Annotated in this window: 12 protein-coding genes; all 12 read right to left on the bottom strand. The window is 72.0% G+C overall.

The annotated features are described in order from the left end of the window. Nucleotides 1-6: 6 nt before the first annotated feature. Nucleotides 7-987, bottom strand: a complete 981-nt coding sequence (locus E5082_RS29150; protein WP_135794239.1) for a sugar phosphate isomerase/epimerase family protein — start codon at nucleotides 985-987, stop codon at nucleotides 7-9. Continuing rightward, entirely contained in the window at nucleotides 984-1,907 is a 924-nt protein-coding gene (locus E5082_RS29145; protein WP_135794238.1) for an SCO3242 family prenyltransferase, read from the bottom strand. Before E5082_RS29145 ends, E5082_RS29150 begins: the two co-directional genes overlap by 4 nt. After that, the gene (locus E5082_RS29140) at nucleotides 1,904-3,022 is read right to left on the bottom strand and encodes an inositol-3-phosphate synthase (protein ID WP_135794237.1); all 1,119 of its coding nucleotides are present in this window, start codon (nucleotides 3,020-3,022) and stop codon (nucleotides 1,904-1,906) included. Before E5082_RS29140 ends, E5082_RS29145 begins: the two co-directional genes overlap by 4 nt. Nucleotides 3,023-3,101: 79 nt before the next feature. Beyond that, complete coding sequence (locus E5082_RS29135; RefSeq protein ID WP_135794236.1) at nucleotides 3,102-4,430, bottom strand: ThuA domain-containing protein; 1,329 nt, start codon at nucleotides 4,428-4,430, stop codon at nucleotides 3,102-3,104. Between the two features lie 14 nt (nucleotides 4,431-4,444). After that, the gene (locus E5082_RS29130) at nucleotides 4,445-6,922 is read right to left on the bottom strand and encodes a PQQ-dependent sugar dehydrogenase (protein ID WP_135794235.1); all 2,478 of its coding nucleotides are present in this window, start codon (nucleotides 6,920-6,922) and stop codon (nucleotides 4,445-4,447) included. Nucleotides 6,923-7,038: 116 nt separating this feature from the next. Then, the gene (locus E5082_RS29125; RefSeq protein ID WP_135794234.1) at nucleotides 7,039-8,037 is read right to left on the bottom strand and encodes a sugar phosphate isomerase/epimerase family protein; all 999 of its coding nucleotides are present in this window, start codon (nucleotides 8,035-8,037) and stop codon (nucleotides 7,039-7,041) included. 25 nt (nucleotides 8,038-8,062) lie between these two features. Further along, nucleotides 8,063-9,253 (bottom strand): Gfo/Idh/MocA family protein, encoded by a 1,191-nt coding sequence (locus tag E5082_RS29120; RefSeq protein ID WP_135794233.1) that lies wholly within the window; start codon nucleotides 9,251-9,253, stop codon nucleotides 8,063-8,065. 58 nt (nucleotides 9,254-9,311) lie between these two features. Then, entirely contained in the window at nucleotides 9,312-10,364 is a 1,053-nt protein-coding gene (locus E5082_RS29115; RefSeq protein WP_135794232.1) for a substrate-binding domain-containing protein, read from the bottom strand. Between the two features lie 17 nt (nucleotides 10,365-10,381). Further along, complete coding sequence (locus E5082_RS29110) at nucleotides 10,382-11,401, bottom strand: ABC transporter permease (protein ID WP_135794231.1); 1,020 nt, start codon at nucleotides 11,399-11,401, stop codon at nucleotides 10,382-10,384. Then, a complete protein-coding gene (locus E5082_RS29105; protein WP_135794230.1) occupies nucleotides 11,398-12,915 on the bottom strand; it encodes a sugar ABC transporter ATP-binding protein in 1,518 nt (505 codons plus the stop codon). Before E5082_RS29105 ends, E5082_RS29110 begins: the two co-directional genes overlap by 4 nt. Nucleotides 12,916-13,049: 134 nt before the next feature. Continuing rightward, a complete protein-coding gene (locus E5082_RS29100; protein ID WP_135794229.1) occupies nucleotides 13,050-14,231 on the bottom strand; it encodes an ROK family transcriptional regulator in 1,182 nt (393 codons plus the stop codon). 146 nt (nucleotides 14,232-14,377) lie between these two features. Beyond that, nucleotides 14,378-15,349 (bottom strand): multicopper oxidase domain-containing protein, encoded by a 972-nt coding sequence (locus E5082_RS29095; protein ID WP_135794291.1) that lies wholly within the window; start codon nucleotides 15,347-15,349, stop codon nucleotides 14,378-14,380. Between the last annotated feature and the right edge of the window lie 27 nt (nucleotides 15,350-15,376).

Here is a 15,376-nt window from a genome sequence, read left to right as displayed (position 1 = left end):
GGGCTGTTACGGGAACGGAGGGCCGGATGGAGCCAACGGGACGCCGTCGAGGAACGCCGAAGTCGGGGCGGACGACACCTGTCCGCTCACGGACGCGGAGGAATCCGGGCGGGCGGCGGCAGTCCTGAGGAACGGCAGGGAGGTTTCGGCGTAGTGGGGGCCCGCGTGGGAGTGACGGGGCAGTTCGACCACGGTGAGGCCGCTGTAGCCGGTGGCGGCCAGGGCCGACAGGACTGCGGGGAAGTCGATCTCGCCGTCTCCGAAGGGCAGGTGTTCGTGGTGGCCGCGGCGCATGTCCTCGATCTGGACATGGCGCAGCCAGGGGGCGGCGGCGCGGACACAGTCGGCGGGTGGGAGCGGTTCGAGGCACTGGCAGTGGCCCAGATCGAGGGTCAGGCCCAGATGGGTGGGGTCGTCGAGGACGTGGCGCAGGTGGTGGAAGTCGGCGAGGGTGGCGAGGAGATGGCCGGGTTCGGGCTCGACGGCCAGGGGGATGCCGGCGGCGGTGGCGGCTTCCAGGACGGGGGCCAGTGCCTCGGCCAGTCGGTTCCAGGCCGTTGCCTCATCGGTGCCGGGCGGGAGGGTGCCGCTGAAGCAGTGCACGGCGTGGGCGCCCAGGTCGGCGGCCACCCGTACGGCTCGGAGCAGCAGGTCGGCGCGGCGGGACCGGTCGGCGGGGTCGGGGTCGAGGAGGGAGGGGCCGTGTTTGCGGCGGGGGTCGAGGACGTAGCGGGCGCCGGTTTCCACGGTGACCTCCAGGCCGAGTGCGGCCAGGCGGCGGCCGACCTGGCGGGTGCGGCCCGCGAGGTCCGTGGCCAGAGGGTCGAGGTGCATGTGGTCGAGGGTGAGGCCGACGCCGTCGTAGCCGAGGTCGGCGAGGAGGGCGAGGGCGTCGTCCAGGCGGAGGTCGGCCAGGCCGTTGGTGCCGTAGCCGAAGCGGAGGGGTACGGAGCCGGGCTGCCCGGCTGCCTCGGGCGTGGGGGTCATGTCACGCTCACCTTCTTGGCGAACCGGGCGGCCAGCGGCGCCAGGGCTGCCGTGATCAGGGCGCTGACCGGGGCGCCGGCGCGGGCGGAGAGCGCGGCCTGGAGCGGGATGGTGGCCCGGATACCGCCGCCGACGGCCTTCTGGGTGAGCGGGGGTGAGGGGTTGAGGGTGGCGTGGAGGTACGGGCGGGCGGCAGTTGCGGCGTAGACAACGGCGAGGGCGGCGCGGAGGGGGTGGGCCAGTTCGTGTCTGTCGGTGCTCAACTGCCGTGCTTTGACTGGGGCTCGAGCGCCAATGGACCTGCGGCCCAGGCCAAGTACCAGCGCGCCCGTAGCGGCCAGTGCCGTCAGGGAGGTGAGCGGAGAACCGCCCTGGGTCTCGTGGCGGGAGACGGTGGTCACGGCCAGGGTGTGGGTGCCGAGGAGGGCGGCGGAGGAGAGTGCGGGGCGGACGCGGCCGGAGACGGTGGCGGCGCCGAGCAGAAGGTCCAGGGCGCGGGCCGTCGCCATGGCGGCGGGGCCTGCCGGGGTGCGTTTCAGGCCCAGGTCGTAGGCCCATACCGTAGCGGCGAGTGGGGTGGCGACGGTGAGTGCCGGGCGGCCGGCCCGTGCGGCGAGGGCCAGGCCGGTGGCAGTCAGGGCGGAGGCCGCGGTCAGGGCGGCGGTGGGGTGGATACGGCCGGAGGGCAGGGGGCGGTGGGGGCGTTCGGCGGCGTCCTCGGCGCGGTCGGCCCAGTCGTTGAGGGCCATGCCCGCCTCGTAGAGGCAGATGGAGGAGGCGATGGCCCACAGGGTGTGAGGGCCAGGGCGGCCAGGAACCGTGGCCGCTCCCGCCAGGACGTCCCCGGGGACGGTGAACAGAGCCGGTAAGCGCAGGAGTTCGGCCCATGCGGAGACACCCCCGTGCCCCTCCCCCGTCACCGCGCCTCCCCCACCCGCAGTCGAGCCGCGAGGTCGCCCAGTGCCGCGTACTGCTCCCCCAGTCCCGCAGCTCCCTCCCCCACCGGGTCCTTGAAGTAGAACCCGAGCTCACCCACCGCACCCGAGACCCCCGCCTCCCGGGCCCGGAGCATCAGCCGGGCCAGGTCGAGGACCAGAGGTGCAGCGAGGGCGGAGTCGCAGCCCTGCCAGATGGTCTGGAGGACCATGCGGGTGCCGAGGAAGCCGTCGAAGGCGATGTGGTCCCAGGCGGTCTTCCAGTCGCCGAGGGCGGGGACGTCGTCGATGTGGACCTGGCCCTGGACCGGGGTGCCGAGGGTGTCGGCGAGGACGCGTTCCTTGCCCGCGTTCTTGGCGGCGGCCGCGGCCGGGTCGGCCAGGGCCGCGCCGTCGCCGCCGCCGAGCAGGTTGGTACCGGACCAGGCCCGGACGGCGAGGGCGCGTTGGGCGAACATCGGGCCGAGTACCGAGCGCAGCAGGGTCTGGCCGGTCTTGCCGTCCCGGCCGGCGTACGGCAGGCGGCTTCGTGCCAAGGGGGCGGCGAGGGACGGGTGGTGGAGGCCGGTGGAGGGGGTGAAGTTGACGTAGGGGCAGCCGGCGCGGAGGGCGGCGGCCGCGTAGAGCGAGCTGGGTGGGAGGGTGTCGCCCTCGGGGACGGGCTCGGTGGAGGCCACGTTGACGACGACCGTTCCGGCCGGGGCCCGCCGTGCGGTGAAGTCGCGGATGTCGGCCGCGAACGCCTCGATCAGCTCTTCCTCGTCGCGGTCGTCGTGGCGGAGCGGGCCACCGGGGACGATCTCGGAGTCGGCGGCGGTGAGTTCGGCGGCCACCGCGGAGGGGAGGCCGTGCGGGAGGACGCCGCCCGCGGCGAGTTCCTCGGCTCGTTTCGGCAGCGGGCAGTCCAGCGTGTCGTGGCCTCCGAAGACCAGGGAGGACAGTTCCGGCAGACCGCAGTCGGCGAAGAGGGGTGTCTCCGTGAGCATGCCGGAGGCCGGATGCAGGCCGGCCGACATCGCGGCGCAGCCCGCAACCACGGTGGTCGCCACCGAGCCTCGGGCGCCGATGAGCCACACGCCGGCGGGACGGGACGTAGACATGGTCGGCCTCCTTGTGGGCGTACTGATCAGGGACGGGAGACGGCGGGCGGGGCTACGGCGTGCCCCGCCCGCCGTCGCTTCAGCGCCCCCGCACCGGCAGTTCCTTGATCCGGACGTCGCGGAACGACACCTGGTCGTCGGCACCGTGGTTCTGGATGCCGATGTGGCCGTCCCGCAGGCTGCGGGCGGGGTCGGTGTTGGTGAAGTCGTTCACCGGGACCCCGTTGAGCCAGATCCGCAGACGCTCGCCCTCGACGCGGATCTCATAGGTGTTCCACTCCCCCGGCGGGTTCAGCGCGCGGTCCCGTGCGGCCAGGTCGGCGGACTGGAAGCCGTACACCGAGCCGGTGGTCTTCTCCGGGACGTCGGTGGCGTCGATCTGGACCTCGTAGCCGTTGTCCACGGCGGACCAGGGGTCGTCGGAGGGCGGGAAGCCGACGAAGACGCCCGAGTTGCCGTCTCCGGTGATCTTCCAGTCGAGCTTCAGGGAGTACGACGAGAAGCCCGAGGCGGCGTACCAGAGCAGGCCCATGCCGCCGGACGAGGTGAGCGTGCCGCCGGCGGACAGGGTGAAGGAGCCCGGTCCCGCCTGCCGCCAGCCCTCCAGCGAGCTGCCGTCGAAGAGGCGGCGGTAGCCGTTCTCCGGGCGGCAGTCGGCCTGGGCGGTGCCGGCGGCCCAGCGGAGGCCGCCCAGCAGGTGAGCGCGGAAGGCGGGGTCGGCGTAGGACTCGCGGGTGTGACCGCCTCCGGTGTAGAAGGCGCGGCCGCCCTGGTAGCTCTGGCACCAGGCGATCGGGTGGTCGCCGTTCATGGTGCCACCGCTGTAGGAGGACTCGTCCAGCGAGGCCAGGACGTGGGCGCGTTCGCGCGGGTTGGCGCGGTAGTTGTACCACTCGTCGGTGCGTTCCCACCGGGTGGGCAGGGCGGCGGTCGAGGGGTGGGCGTGGTCCTCGACCACGACCGTGGCGGGCTGGATCGCCGGGTGCGAGGCGAACCAGGCTCCGGCGAGGCCGCCGTAGAACGGCCAGTCGTACTCGGTGTCGGCGGCCGCGTGGACGCCGACGTAGCCGCCGCCATGGCGGATGTAGCCCTCGAAGGCCCGCTGCTGGGCGGAGTCGAGGACGTCGCCGGTGGTGGAGAGGAAGACGACGGCGTCGTAGCGGCGCAGGTTGCGGGTGGTGAAGGCGGTGGCGTCCTCGGTGGCGTCGACCGTGAGGCCGTCCGTCTCGCCGAGCTGCTGTACCGCCGCGATGCCGTCCGGGATGGAGTCGTGGCGGAAGCCGGCGGTCTTGGAGAAGACCAGGACCCGTCCGGTCTCGGTGGGCTTCGCGGCGGCCGGGCCGGTGAGGCAGCCGAGCAGCAGTGCGGCTCCCAGGGCGGTGGTGGTGAGCAGGCGTGTGGTGCGCATGGGGTGCCCTCCGCTCAGCCGGTGGTGAAGGTGAAGTCGTCCACGTCGAAGAGGGCGCCGGTGCCGCCCTTGAAGACGAGGAAGAGCGTGGTCGTGGCCTTCGGCGCGCGGGACAGGCCGGCGCTGACGTCCTGGAAGGTCTCCCAGCCGCCCGTCACCGGCACGGTGGCCTTGCCGAGCAGGGTGCCTTTGGCCGATCCGGCGCGGATCTCCAGGGTGCCGCCGGCGCCGCCGGAGGAGACGCGTGCGGTGATCTTCCTGGCGTTGCCCAGCGCGTAGGGGGTGAAGGAGATCCAGTCGCCGGAGTGGATGTCGCCGACGGTCTTGCCACCGTGGGCGGTGTCCTTGGACTGGAGGGTGACGCCGGAGAAGTCGGTGTAGTGCTCGGCCTGGCGGTGGCGGGGCTGGGTGACGTTCTGGTCGTGGGAGGTGAGCGCGGCCTGGCCGCCGCCTCCGTTGTCGGTGTACTCGGCGTCGAACACGCCGAAGATGTCCTCGTTCTCGTCGTGTCCGCCGTCGGCACTGGTCTGGATGGTGCCGGAGCAGCCCTTGGCGGAGGTCAGCGGGTGGCCGTGGGTGTCGTGGCCGAGGATGAAGTGGACGGTGACCTTGGAGCAGTCGATGTTCTGACCGTCCTCGGGGTCGGTGACCTTGACCGTGAAGGGGACCGCGTCACCGAAGCTGAACAGCTGTCCGTCCTGCGGGAGCTGGAGGGTCACGGTGGGCGCGGTGTTGCCGACGACGACGCGTACGGCGGCGCTGCCGGTGCGGCCGGAGGGGTCCTTGGCGGTCAGGGTGGCGGTGTAGGTGCCGTTCTGCCGGTAGGTGTGGGTGGGGTTGGCGGCGGTGGAGCTGGTGCCGTCACCGAAGTCCCAGTGATGGGTGAGGGTGTCGCCGTCCTGGTCGGTGGTGCCGGCCGAGGAGAAGCGGACCTTCAGCGCGGCCTGCCCGGAGGTCTTGTCGGCGGCGGCCCTGGCCACGGGCGAGTGTCCGTCGGTGGCGTTCTCGATGCGGTACAGGGCGGAGTTGTCGTCGCCGCCGAACCAGGCCGTGCCGTAGTCCAGGACGTACAGGGCGCCGTCGGGGCCGAAGGCCATGTCCATCACCTGGGTGCCGGTCCAGGGGAAGGCGTTGATCGACTGCACGGCGCCGTCCGCGCCGGTCTCGATGCGCTTGATCCAGCGGCGGCCGAACTCACCGGCGAAGAAGTCGCCGTCGTACGCCTCGGGGAACTTCACGGGCGAGTCGAGGGCGGGGTCGTAGTGGTAGACGGGGCCACCCATCGGGGACTCGGAACCGTCGCCGAACTCCGGTACGGACGCGCCGTCGTAGGGCAGCCAGGCCGCCTGGGCCGGGGGCAGGTCGGTGAGGCCGGTGTTGTGCGGGGAGTCGTTCTTGGGGGCGGCGCAGTCGAAGGCCGCGCCGGAGGTCTTCGTGGCGAAGTCGTAGTCCACGTAGGCGTCGTTCTTGCCGGTGCAGTAGGGCCAGCCGAAGTTGCCGGGGCCGGTGACGCGGGCGAATTCGACCTGGCCGCCGGGGCCTCGGGCGGGATCGGCGGCACCGGCGTCGGGGCCGTAGTCGCCGACGTAGAGGACGCCGGTCTCCTTGTCGACGCTGAAGCGGAACGGGTTGCGGAAGCCCATGGCGTAGATCTCGGGGCGGGTCTTCGCGGTGCCGGGTGCGAAGAGGTTGCCGTCGGGGACGGTGTAGGAGCCGTCGTCCTGCACCTTGATGCGCAGGATCTTGCCGCGCAGGTCGTTGGTGTTGCCGGCGGTGCGCTGGGCGTCGAAGGCCGGGTTGCGGTCGGCGCGTTCGTCGATGGGGGTGAAGCCGTCGGACTGGAAGGGGTTGGAGTCGTCGCCGGTCGACAGGTAGAGGTTGCCGTCCTTGTCGAAGTCGATGTCGCCGCCGACGTGGCAGCAGATGCCGCGCGAGGTCGGCACCTCCAGGATCTTCTTCTCGCTCGCGGCGTCCAGGGTGCCGTCGGTCTTCAGCACGAAGCGGGAGAGCCGGTTGACGCCGTCGAAGGGGGCGAAGTCGGCGGCGGTGCCGGTCTCGGGGGCGTCGCCGGGCGGGGTGTCCATCGGGGGCGCGTAGTAGAGGTAGACGAACCGGTTGTCGGTGAAGTGCGGGTCGACGCCGACGCCTTGGAGGCCCTCCTCGTCGTGGGAGTAGACGGCGAGCTTGCCCGCGGTGCGGGTCGTGCCGGTGGCGTCGGTGAGGCGGAGTTCGCCGTCGCGGGAGGTGTGCAGGACGGAGCGGTCGGGCAGGACGGCGAGGCTCATGGGCTCGCCTACCTCCGCCTCGCCGCGGGCGAGGGTGACCTGCTGGAAGTCCTCGGCGGCGGCACCGTTCCGGTCGGCGGCGGCAGCGCCGGGGGCGGTGAGGGCGGGGGTGGCGCCGATGAGGAGCGCACCGCAGGCGAGGGCGAGAGCGGTGCGCAGGCGTGGCCGGCGGCTTGGAGTACCGGTGGGGCGGTCGTTCCCGTGCACGGATGCCTCCAGAAGAAGCGGGTTGTACGGGCGGGTGGGGGTGCGCCGGGATGCGCCGTCATCCCGGTGGGGAGAGTCAGGGACCAGTGGGGAGCGTCAGGGACCGATGGGGAGCGTCAGTGGCCGAACGCCGCGTCGAACGAGGCCGACGGCGGGTCGAAGTCGTACGCCTTGAGGCGGGTCAGGGCTTCGGGGGCGCCCTGGAGCCGGTCCATGCCGGCGTCCTCCCACTCGACGGAGACGGGACCCTGGTAGCCGATGGAGGCCAGCATCCGGAACACGTCCTCCCAGGGGACGTCACCGTGTCCGGCCGAGACGAAGTCCCAGCCCCGGCGCGGGTCGCCCCAGGGGAGGTGGGAGCCGAGCCGGCCGTTGCGGCCGTCCAGACGCTTGCGGGCCTCCTTGCAGTCCACGTGGTAGATCCGGTCCCGGAAGTCCCACAGGAAGCCGACCGGGTCCAGGTCCTGCCACACGAAGTGGGAGGGGTCGAAGTTGAGCCCGAAGGCGGGCCGGTGTCCGACCGCCTCCAGGGCCCGATGGGTCGTCCAGTAGTCGTAGGCGATCTCACTGGGGTGGACCTCGTGGGCGAACCGCACGCCCTCGGCGTCGAAGACGTCCAGGATCGGGTTCCAGCGCTCGGCGAAGTCCTGGTAGCCCCGCTCGATCATCGTCTCGGGGGCGGGCGGGAACATGGCGACGAGGTGCCAGATGGCGGAGCCGGTGAAGCCGACCACGGTGTCCACGCCGAAGGCGGCGGCCGCCCGGGCGGTGTCCGCGATCTCGGCCGCCGCCCGCTGCCGTACGCCCTCGGCGTCTCCGTCGCCCCAGATCCGGGCGGGCAGGATCGCCTGGTGGCGTTCGTCGATGATGGCGTCGCATACGGCCTGGCCGACCAGATGGTTGGAGATGGCCCAGCATCTCAGTCCGTACTTGTCGAGGAGCTGATGGCGCGAGGCGAGATAGGACGGGTCCGTGAGCGCCTTGTCGACCTCGAAGTGGTCTCCCCAGCAGGCGAGTTCGAGCCCGTCGTAGCCGAAGTCGCGGGCGAGGCGGCAGACCTCCTCCAGCGGCAGGTCGGCCCACTGGCCGGTGAACAGGGTGAACGTACGCGGCATGGCCGGCCCTCCTCGGAACACGGATTCAGAACACGATCGGGGTGTAGACGGAGTTCTTCGCGGCGCTCTCCTCCACGGCGGCGAGCACCCGCTGGACCTCCAGGCCGTCGGCGAACGAGGGAACCGGCCTGCGGCCCTCGGCGATGGCGTGGACGAGGTCGCGGGCCTGGTGGACGAAGGTGTGCTCGTAGCCGAGGCCGTGGCCGGGCGGCCACCAGGCGTCCAGATAGGGATGGTCGGGCTCGGTCACCAGGATGCGGCGGAACCCCGCGTGCGCACCGGGTTCGGTGCCGTCGTGGAAGGACAGCTCGTTGAGCCGCTCCAAGTCGAAGGCGAGGGAACCCCGTTCTCCGTTCAGCTCGATCCGCAGAGCGTTCTTGCGGCCCGTGGCGTACCGGGTCGCCTCGAAGGAGGCCAGCGCGCCGGAGGCGAACCGGCCCGTGAACAAGGCGGCGTCGTCCACCGTGACCGGGCCCGAGCCGCCCTCCGGCAGAGGCCGTTGACGTACGAAGGTCTCGGTGAGCGCGGAGACCCCGGCGAGCCTCTCCCCCGCCAAGTACTGTGCGACGTCGATGACATGGGCCCCCAGATCCCCGAGCGCGCCCGAGCCGGCCGCCTCCTTGCGCAGTCGCCAGGTCAGCGGGGACTCCGGGTCCACCAGCCAGTCCTGGAGATAGCTCACCCGGACATGGCGCAGGGTGCCGAGCCGCCCCTCGGTGATCATCCGGCGGGCGAGGGCGACGGCGGGCACCCGGCGGTAGTTGAAGCCGACCATGGCCGACTTCCCCCGTGCGTAGGCAGCTTCCGCCGCCTCCGCCATGGCCTCCGCCTCCTCGACGGTGTTGGCCAGCGGCTTCTCGCACAGCACGTGCTTGCCGGCCGCGAGCGCGGCGAGGGCGATCTCGGCGTGGCTGTCGCCGGGGGTGCAGACGTCGACCAGGTCGACGTCGTCGCGGGCGATCAGCGCACGCCAGTCGGTCTCGGTGGCCGCCCACCCGTGGCGCTCGGCGGCGGCGCGGACGGCGTCGGCGTCCCGGCCGCACAGCACGGACAGGACCGGTTCGCGGGGCAGGTCGAAGACGCGGCCCGCCGTGCGCCAGCCCTGGGAGTGGGCGGCGCCCATGAAGGCGTAGCCGACCATCCCGATGCGCAACGGCGGCTTGTCCTCAAGGCCGGGCCGGGTGCCGTCCCCTGCTGAACTCTGCGGCGCTGCCATGCGGTGGGTCCTCTCCTCGTCCTCGTACGGGGTGCCGTGCGGGTGGGGCGGGGGCCGGTCACCGGAAGCCGGTGGGCATGTACCGGTCGACGTTGTCCTTGTCGACGACGGCGGAGTAGAGCGTGACGGAGGCCGGGATCTCGTACTCGGCCATGCCGCCCACGCCCTTGCCCTGGCCGAGGGCGCGGGCGAGGTCGATGGCGGAGGCGGACATGGTGGGCGGGTAGAGGACGGTCGCCTTCAGTACGCCGTCGTCGCGCTTGATGGCCTGGAACGCGGAGAGCGCGCCGGCGCCGCCGACCATGAGGAAGCCGTCCCGGCCCGCCTGCTCCACGGCACGCAGCGCGCCCACGCCCTGGTCGTCGTCGTGGTTCCACAGGGCGTCGAACTTGCGCTGTGCTTGGAGGAGTTGGGCCATCTTGGCCTGGCCGGACTCCACGGTGAAGTCGGCCGCCTGGCGGGCCACCTTGCGGATGTTGGGGTAGTTCTTCAGAGCGTCGTCGAAGCCCTTGGTGCGCTGCTTGGTCAGCTCCAGGTTGTCCAGGCCGGCCAGCTCCACGACCCGGGCGTCCGGGGTGTCCTTGAGCTTCTCGCCGATGTAGTGCCCGGCGTTGAGGCCCATGCCGTAGTTGTCGCCGCCGATCCAGCAGCGGTACGCCTGCGGGGTGTTGAAGACGCGGTCGAGGTTGACGACCGGGATGCCGGCCCGCATGGCCTTGAGGCCGACCTGGGTGAGGGCCTTGCCGTCGGCGGGCAGGACGACGAGGACGTCGACCTTCTTGTTGATGAGGGTCTCGATCTGCCCGATCTGGGCGGCGGTGTCGTTGGAGCCCTCGGTGATCTCCAGGGTGACGTCGGAGTAGGTGCGGGCGCGCCGCTTGGCGTTGTCGTTGATGGCGTTGAGCCAGCCGTGGTCGGCCTGCGGGCCGGCGAAGCCGATGGTGACGTGCTTGCCGGGCTTGTCGTCGGCGGGCCTGTCCTCGGCGGCGGTCTTCTCGTCCTTCGGGTCGTTGCTGGTGCACCCGGCGAGGAAGGCCCCGGCGCCGACGGCGGCGGTGCCGAAGAGGAGCCCTCTGCGGCTGGTCAGAGGTGTCGGTGCGGTCGGTCGCATGGCGGTGAACCCTTTCCTCAGGTCGTGCTCGCGGTACGGCGCTGGACCAGCACGGCGGCGACGATGATCGCGCCCTTGGCGATCTGCTGGACGTCGCTCTGCAGGTTGTTCAGGGCGAAGATGTCGGTGATCGTGGTGAAGATCAGCACGCCCAGCACCGAGCCGGTGATGGTGCCCCGGCCGCCGCTGAGCAGGGTGCCGCCGATGATGGCGGCGGCGATGGCGTCGAGTTCGTAGAGGTTGCCGTTGGTGTTCTGGCCCGAGCCGGCCAGGATGATCAGCAGGAAGGCCGCGATGCCGCAGCACAGTCCGGAGAGCAGGTAGAGGTAGAGGCGCTGGCGGCGGACGTCGATGCCGGCCAGGCGGGCCGCCTCCGCGTTGCCGCCGACCGCGACGGTGCGGCGGCCGAAGGTGGTCCGGTTCAGCACGAGCCAGCCGATGACGGTGACGACGGCGAAGACCAGGACCAGCGGCGGGATACCGAGAACGTAGGCGTCGCGCTCGCCGAGGCCGAGGACGGAGTCGACGGTGACGATCTGGGTGCGTCCGTCGGTGATCTGGAGGGCGAGTCCGCGTGCCGAGGCGAGCATGGCCAGGGTGGCGATGAAGGGGACCATGCCGCCGTAGGCGACGAGGAGGCCGTTGACCAGGCCGCAGCCCACGCCGACGGCGAGCGCCGTGAAGAGGATGCCCGCGAACCCGTACTCCTGGGTCGCCACCGTGGTCGCCCACACCGAGGCGAGGGCGACGATCGCGCCGACCGACAGGTCGATGCCGCCGGAGGTGATGACGAAGGTCATGCCGACGGTGACGACCCCGATCACGGACGCCTGGGTGAGGACGAGCTGGAGGTTGCGGGTGTCGAGGAACTCGTCCGGCTTGGTGACCCCGCCGATCACGGTCAGGACGGCGAGGACGCCGAGCAGGGAGAGGGTCCGGACATCGGCACGGGCCGCGAGCGTGCGCCAGGCGGGGGGCCGCGCGGCCGCGGGCGCCTTGCCGCTGTCGTACCGGGGCGGGGAGACGGGCTGCGTCATGACGCCGGGCTTCCTTCCATGACGAGGTCGAGTACGCGGTGCTCGTCGAGTTCGCGGGCGGGTGCCTCGTGGACGACGTGGCCTTCTCTGAGCACCAGGACACGGTCGGCGAGGCCGAGGACCTCGGGCACCTCGCTGGAGACCAGCAGCACGGCGAGGCCCTCGTCGGCGAGCCGGCGGACCACGGCGTACAGCTCGGCGCGGGCGCCGACGTCGACGCCGCGGGTGGGCTCGTCGAGCAGCAGCACCCGGCAGCCGCGCAGCAGCCAGCGGGCGAGGACGGCCTTCTGCTGGTTGCCGCCGGAGAGGGTGCGGACGGGGACGGCCGGGTTGTCCGGGCGCAGCGACAGCTCGCGGGTCGCGGCGCGCGCGGCGCCCAGCTCGGCGCGCCGGTCGATCCAGCCGGCGCGGGCGAAGCGGGAGAGGGTGGACACCGAGACATTGCGGGTGACGGACTCCAGCATGAGCAGGGCCTGCGCCTTGCGTTCCTCCGGGGCCAGCCCTATCCCGGCGCGCACGGCGGCGCGTACGCTGCCGGGCCGGACCGGCCGGCCGCCGACCAGGACGTGGCCGGCGTCGGGCTTGCGGGCGCCGTAGACCGTCTCCAGGATCTCCGAGCGGCCGGAGCCGACGAGCCCGGCGATCCCGACGATCTCGCCCGGCCGCACCACGAGGTCGAGCGGGTCGAACTCACCGTTGCGGGCGAGGCCCCGCACCTCCAATGCGGCTTCCCCGGTGGGGGGTTCGGCCGGGCGCGGGGGAAAGACGTACTCGACGTCGCGGCCCGTCATCAGGGTGACGACCTCGCGGGTCGGCGTGGTCTTCGCAGGCAGTCCGCGGGCCACCGCCCGGCCGTCCTTCAGTACGGTCACGCGGTCGCCGATACGGCGGATCTCGTCCAGCCGGTGCGAGATGTAGACGACGGCGACGCCCTCGGCGGTGAGTCCGGTGACCACGCGGAAGAGGTTGTCGACCTCGTCGGGGTCGAGCGCGGCGGACGGTTCGTCCATCACGATGAGCCGCACGTCGTGGGACAGCGCCCGTGCCATGGAGACGATCTGCTGCTGCGCGGCGGACAACTGACCCACCAGGCGCCCCGGTTCGATCTCGGAGTGCCCGAGCCGGCGCAGCAGCGCGGCCGTCGAGGTGCGTGCCGTGCGCCGCCGTACGACGAATCCCGCCCTGGTGGGTTCGTGGCCCAGGTGGATGTTCTCGGCGACCGACAGGTGCTCCACCAGGTCGAGTTCCTGGTAGATGGTGGCGATGCCCAGGCGCATCGCGGCCATGGGCGAGCGGAGGGTGACGGGGCCGCCGCGCCAGTGGATGGTTCCGGTGTCGGGCTGGTGGGCGCCCGCGAGGACCTTGATGAGGGTGGACTTGCCCGCGCCGTTCTGGCCGAGCAGGCAGTGCACCTCGCCCTCCTGCACGTCGAGGTCGACACCGTCGAGTGCCCGGACGCCGGGGAACGCCTTGGTGATGCCGGTCATGCTGAGCAGGGGTGGTTCTGGTGCCATGTGGATTCCCCTCGGCGGGCGTGCGGGCCTGTTTCAGGGCGGTACGCCGGTGGACGGGGCGTACCGGGGCAGAACGGAGCGGTGCGGTGGCGCTGTTTCCTGCGGGCCGTCCGGCGGGGTGCCGGACGGCGTGGTCACGCTGGGGAGAACAGGTGGTCGCTGATGAGGCGGGCGCCGCCGATGACTCCGGCGTTCTGGCCCAGCTCACCGAGGACGATGGGCAGGTTGCCGGTCGCGAGCGGCAGTGACTGGCGGTAGACCTGGGTGCGGATCGCGGCGAGCAGGGTGTGGCCGAGGCCGGTCACCCCGCCGCCGATCACCACGAGAGAGGGGTTGAAGAAGCTGACCAGGCCCGCGATGACCTGGCCGGTACGGGTGCCGCCCTCCCGGATGAGGTCGAGCGAGACGGTGTCGCCGGCGGCGGCCGCGGCCGCGATGTCGACGGCGCTGAGAGTGCCGTGCGTCTCCAGGCGGGAGGCGAGTTCGGCCGAGAGCCCCTGACTGGCCGCGTCCATGGCGTCGCGGGCGAGCGCCGCGCCGCTGAAGTGGGCCTCCAGGCAGCCACGGTTGCCGCAGGCGCAGGCGCGGCCGTCGGGTACGGCCTGGATGTGGCCGATGTCGCCCGCGCTGCCCGTGGCCCCCCGGTAGACCTCGCCGCCGACCACGATGCCGCAGCCGATGCCGGTGCCGATCTTGACGCAGAGGAAGTCGGCTGCCGTGCGGGCGACGCCCGCGTGCTGCTCCCCCATGGCCATCAGGTTCACGTCGTTGTCGACCATGACGGGGCAGCCGAGTTCCTGGCTGAGCGCCTCCCGCACGGGGAAGCCGTCCCAGCCCGGCATGATCGGCGGGGCGACCGGCACCCCCTCCGGGAAGCGGACGGGGCCCGGTACGCCGATGCCGGCGCCGTCGAACCCCTCCACGAGACCGGAGGAGCGGAGCTTGGCCGCCATGGCGAGGACGTGCTCGAAGACCGCGACCGGGCCCTCGCGTACGTCCATGGGCTGGTTGAGGTGGCCCAGCACTTCGAGTTCGGCGTTGGTGACGGCGACGTCGACCGAGGTCGCGCCGATGTCGATGCCGAGGAAGCGCAGGTTCGGGGCGAGCCGCAGATTGTGGGAGCGGCGCCCGCCGCGCGAGGCGGCGAGTCCGTCGGCCACGATGAGCCCGGTCTGCAGGAGCCGGTCCACCTCCACGGCCAGCTTGGACCGGGACAGTTCGATCTGGTCACCCAGCTGGGCGCGGGAGTTGGGACCCTCGTCGCGCAGCATGCGGAGCAGCCGGGCCTGGTGGGCGTTGGCGGGTCGTGCCGTCATGCGTCTCACGAGTCCCTCCCCGCCTCGGTACCGGCCGTCCGTCGCGTTCTTTCGGGGGGAACGTAGCAGCGGCTGCCGGGGCTGGGAAGAAGTAGCGCGGGAATTCGTGCTCACTTTCTCCACTCACAGGACAAAGGCCGGGGGCGTCAGTGGGTGTGGTGCGCGGCGGTGTGGTGTCCCGTGTGGCCCGGTACGGTGCCGTCGGGCTTCGCCACCAGGAACAGTCCGGCCATCCCCATGTCGGAGTGGCTCTGGACATGGCAGTGGTACATCCAGGCGCCGGCGCCGGCGTGTTCGCCCGCGACGACCTGGAAGCCGAAGGAGTCGGCGGGCCCGGTGATCTTGTTGTCGACGATCCGGCTGGGGTCGTCGGGGCCGGTCAAAAGGCCCGTGCGGTTGTCGGCCCAGCGGTGACCGTGCAGGTGGAAGGTGTGGTAGTACTCGCCGTGCGTGATCATGATGATCTCGACGCGATCGCCCACCGTGGCCTCGAAGTCCGGGGTCTCCCCCGCCGTCCTGTTGTTGATCGTCATGTCGTTGAAGACGATCGTGAACTGCTTGTCCGGCAGAAGGTCGCCCTTCCGGCGTACGACGACCGGGCCGTACAGGCCCTTGCGGATGCCGCCGGTTCCGTGGTCGGTGCCCACGACGTGGTCGTGGTAGTGCCAGTAACCGGCGCTGCCCGCCTGCCAGGTGCCGTCCTTGCGCCGGCCGGGGGCGTGGGTGCGCCAGGTGTAGGTGCGGGTGCCGCCGGGCTCGACATGGCTGCCCGTCATCCGGGTGCCGTCGTTGGCGATGTCGTAGTCGACGCCGTGGACGTGGAGGCTCGCGTCGGTGTCGGTGAGGTTCTCGAACTCGATGTGCAGGGTGTCGCCCTCGACCAGCTCGATGAGCGGTCCCGGTACGGTCGCCCTGCCCTTCTCAAGGCCGTAGCCGAGCTGTCCGCCCGGCAGTTTCTCGGCGTAGAGCTTGAGGTGGCGCACCTGGCCGCCTGCCGGGGCGGCGGGCGGGGAGGGTTCCGCCGCCGAGGGGGCGGAGGCCACCGACAACGTTGCCGTACCGGTGGCGGCGACCACACCGCCGGCCAGCAGCCGTCGCCCGAAAGTCCTTCTGTCCAGAGCCATACCGGTCTCTCCAGTCCTGTG

The sequence above is a fragment of the Streptomyces griseoluteus genome (assembly GCF_004784465.1).
In the GTDB taxonomy this organism is placed as follows: domain Bacteria; phylum Actinomycetota; class Actinomycetes; order Streptomycetales; family Streptomycetaceae; genus Streptomyces; species Streptomyces griseoluteus.
The sequence above is the reverse complement of the archived record's forward strand: the minus strand, read 5'-3'. Positions and strand labels throughout refer to the sequence as shown.

Excerpts from the sequence above, each read along its gene's own strand:
- E5082_RS29125 (WP_135794234.1), bottom strand. The coding sequence starts at position 8,037 with ATGCCGCGTACGTTCACCCTGTTCACCGGCCAGTGGGCCGACCTGCCG.
- E5082_RS29140 (WP_135794237.1), bottom strand. The coding sequence starts at position 3,022 with ATGTCTACGTCCCGTCCCGCCGGCGTGTGGCTCATCGGCGCCCGAGGC.
- E5082_RS29100 (WP_135794229.1), bottom strand. The coding sequence starts at position 14,231 with ATGACGGCACGACCCGCCAACGCCCACCAGGCCCGGCTGCTCCGCATG.
- E5082_RS29115 (WP_135794232.1), bottom strand. The coding sequence starts at position 10,364 with ATGCGACCGACCGCACCGACACCTCTGACCAGCCGCAGAGGGCTCCTC.
- E5082_RS29110 (WP_135794231.1), bottom strand. The coding sequence starts at position 11,401 with ATGACGCAGCCCGTCTCCCCGCCCCGGTACGACAGCGGCAAGGCGCCC.
- E5082_RS29120 (WP_135794233.1), bottom strand. The coding sequence starts at position 9,253 with ATGGCAGCGCCGCAGAGTTCAGCAGGGGACGGCACCCGGCCCGGCCTT.
- E5082_RS29150 (WP_135794239.1), bottom strand. The coding sequence starts at position 987 with ATGACCCCCACGCCCGAGGCAGCCGGGCAGCCCGGCTCCGTACCCCTC.
- E5082_RS29105 (WP_135794230.1), bottom strand. The coding sequence starts at position 12,915 with ATGGCACCAGAACCACCCCTGCTCAGCATGACCGGCATCACCAAGGCG.
- E5082_RS29135 (WP_135794236.1), bottom strand. The coding sequence starts at position 4,430 with ATGCGCACCACACGCCTGCTCACCACCACCGCCCTGGGAGCCGCACTG.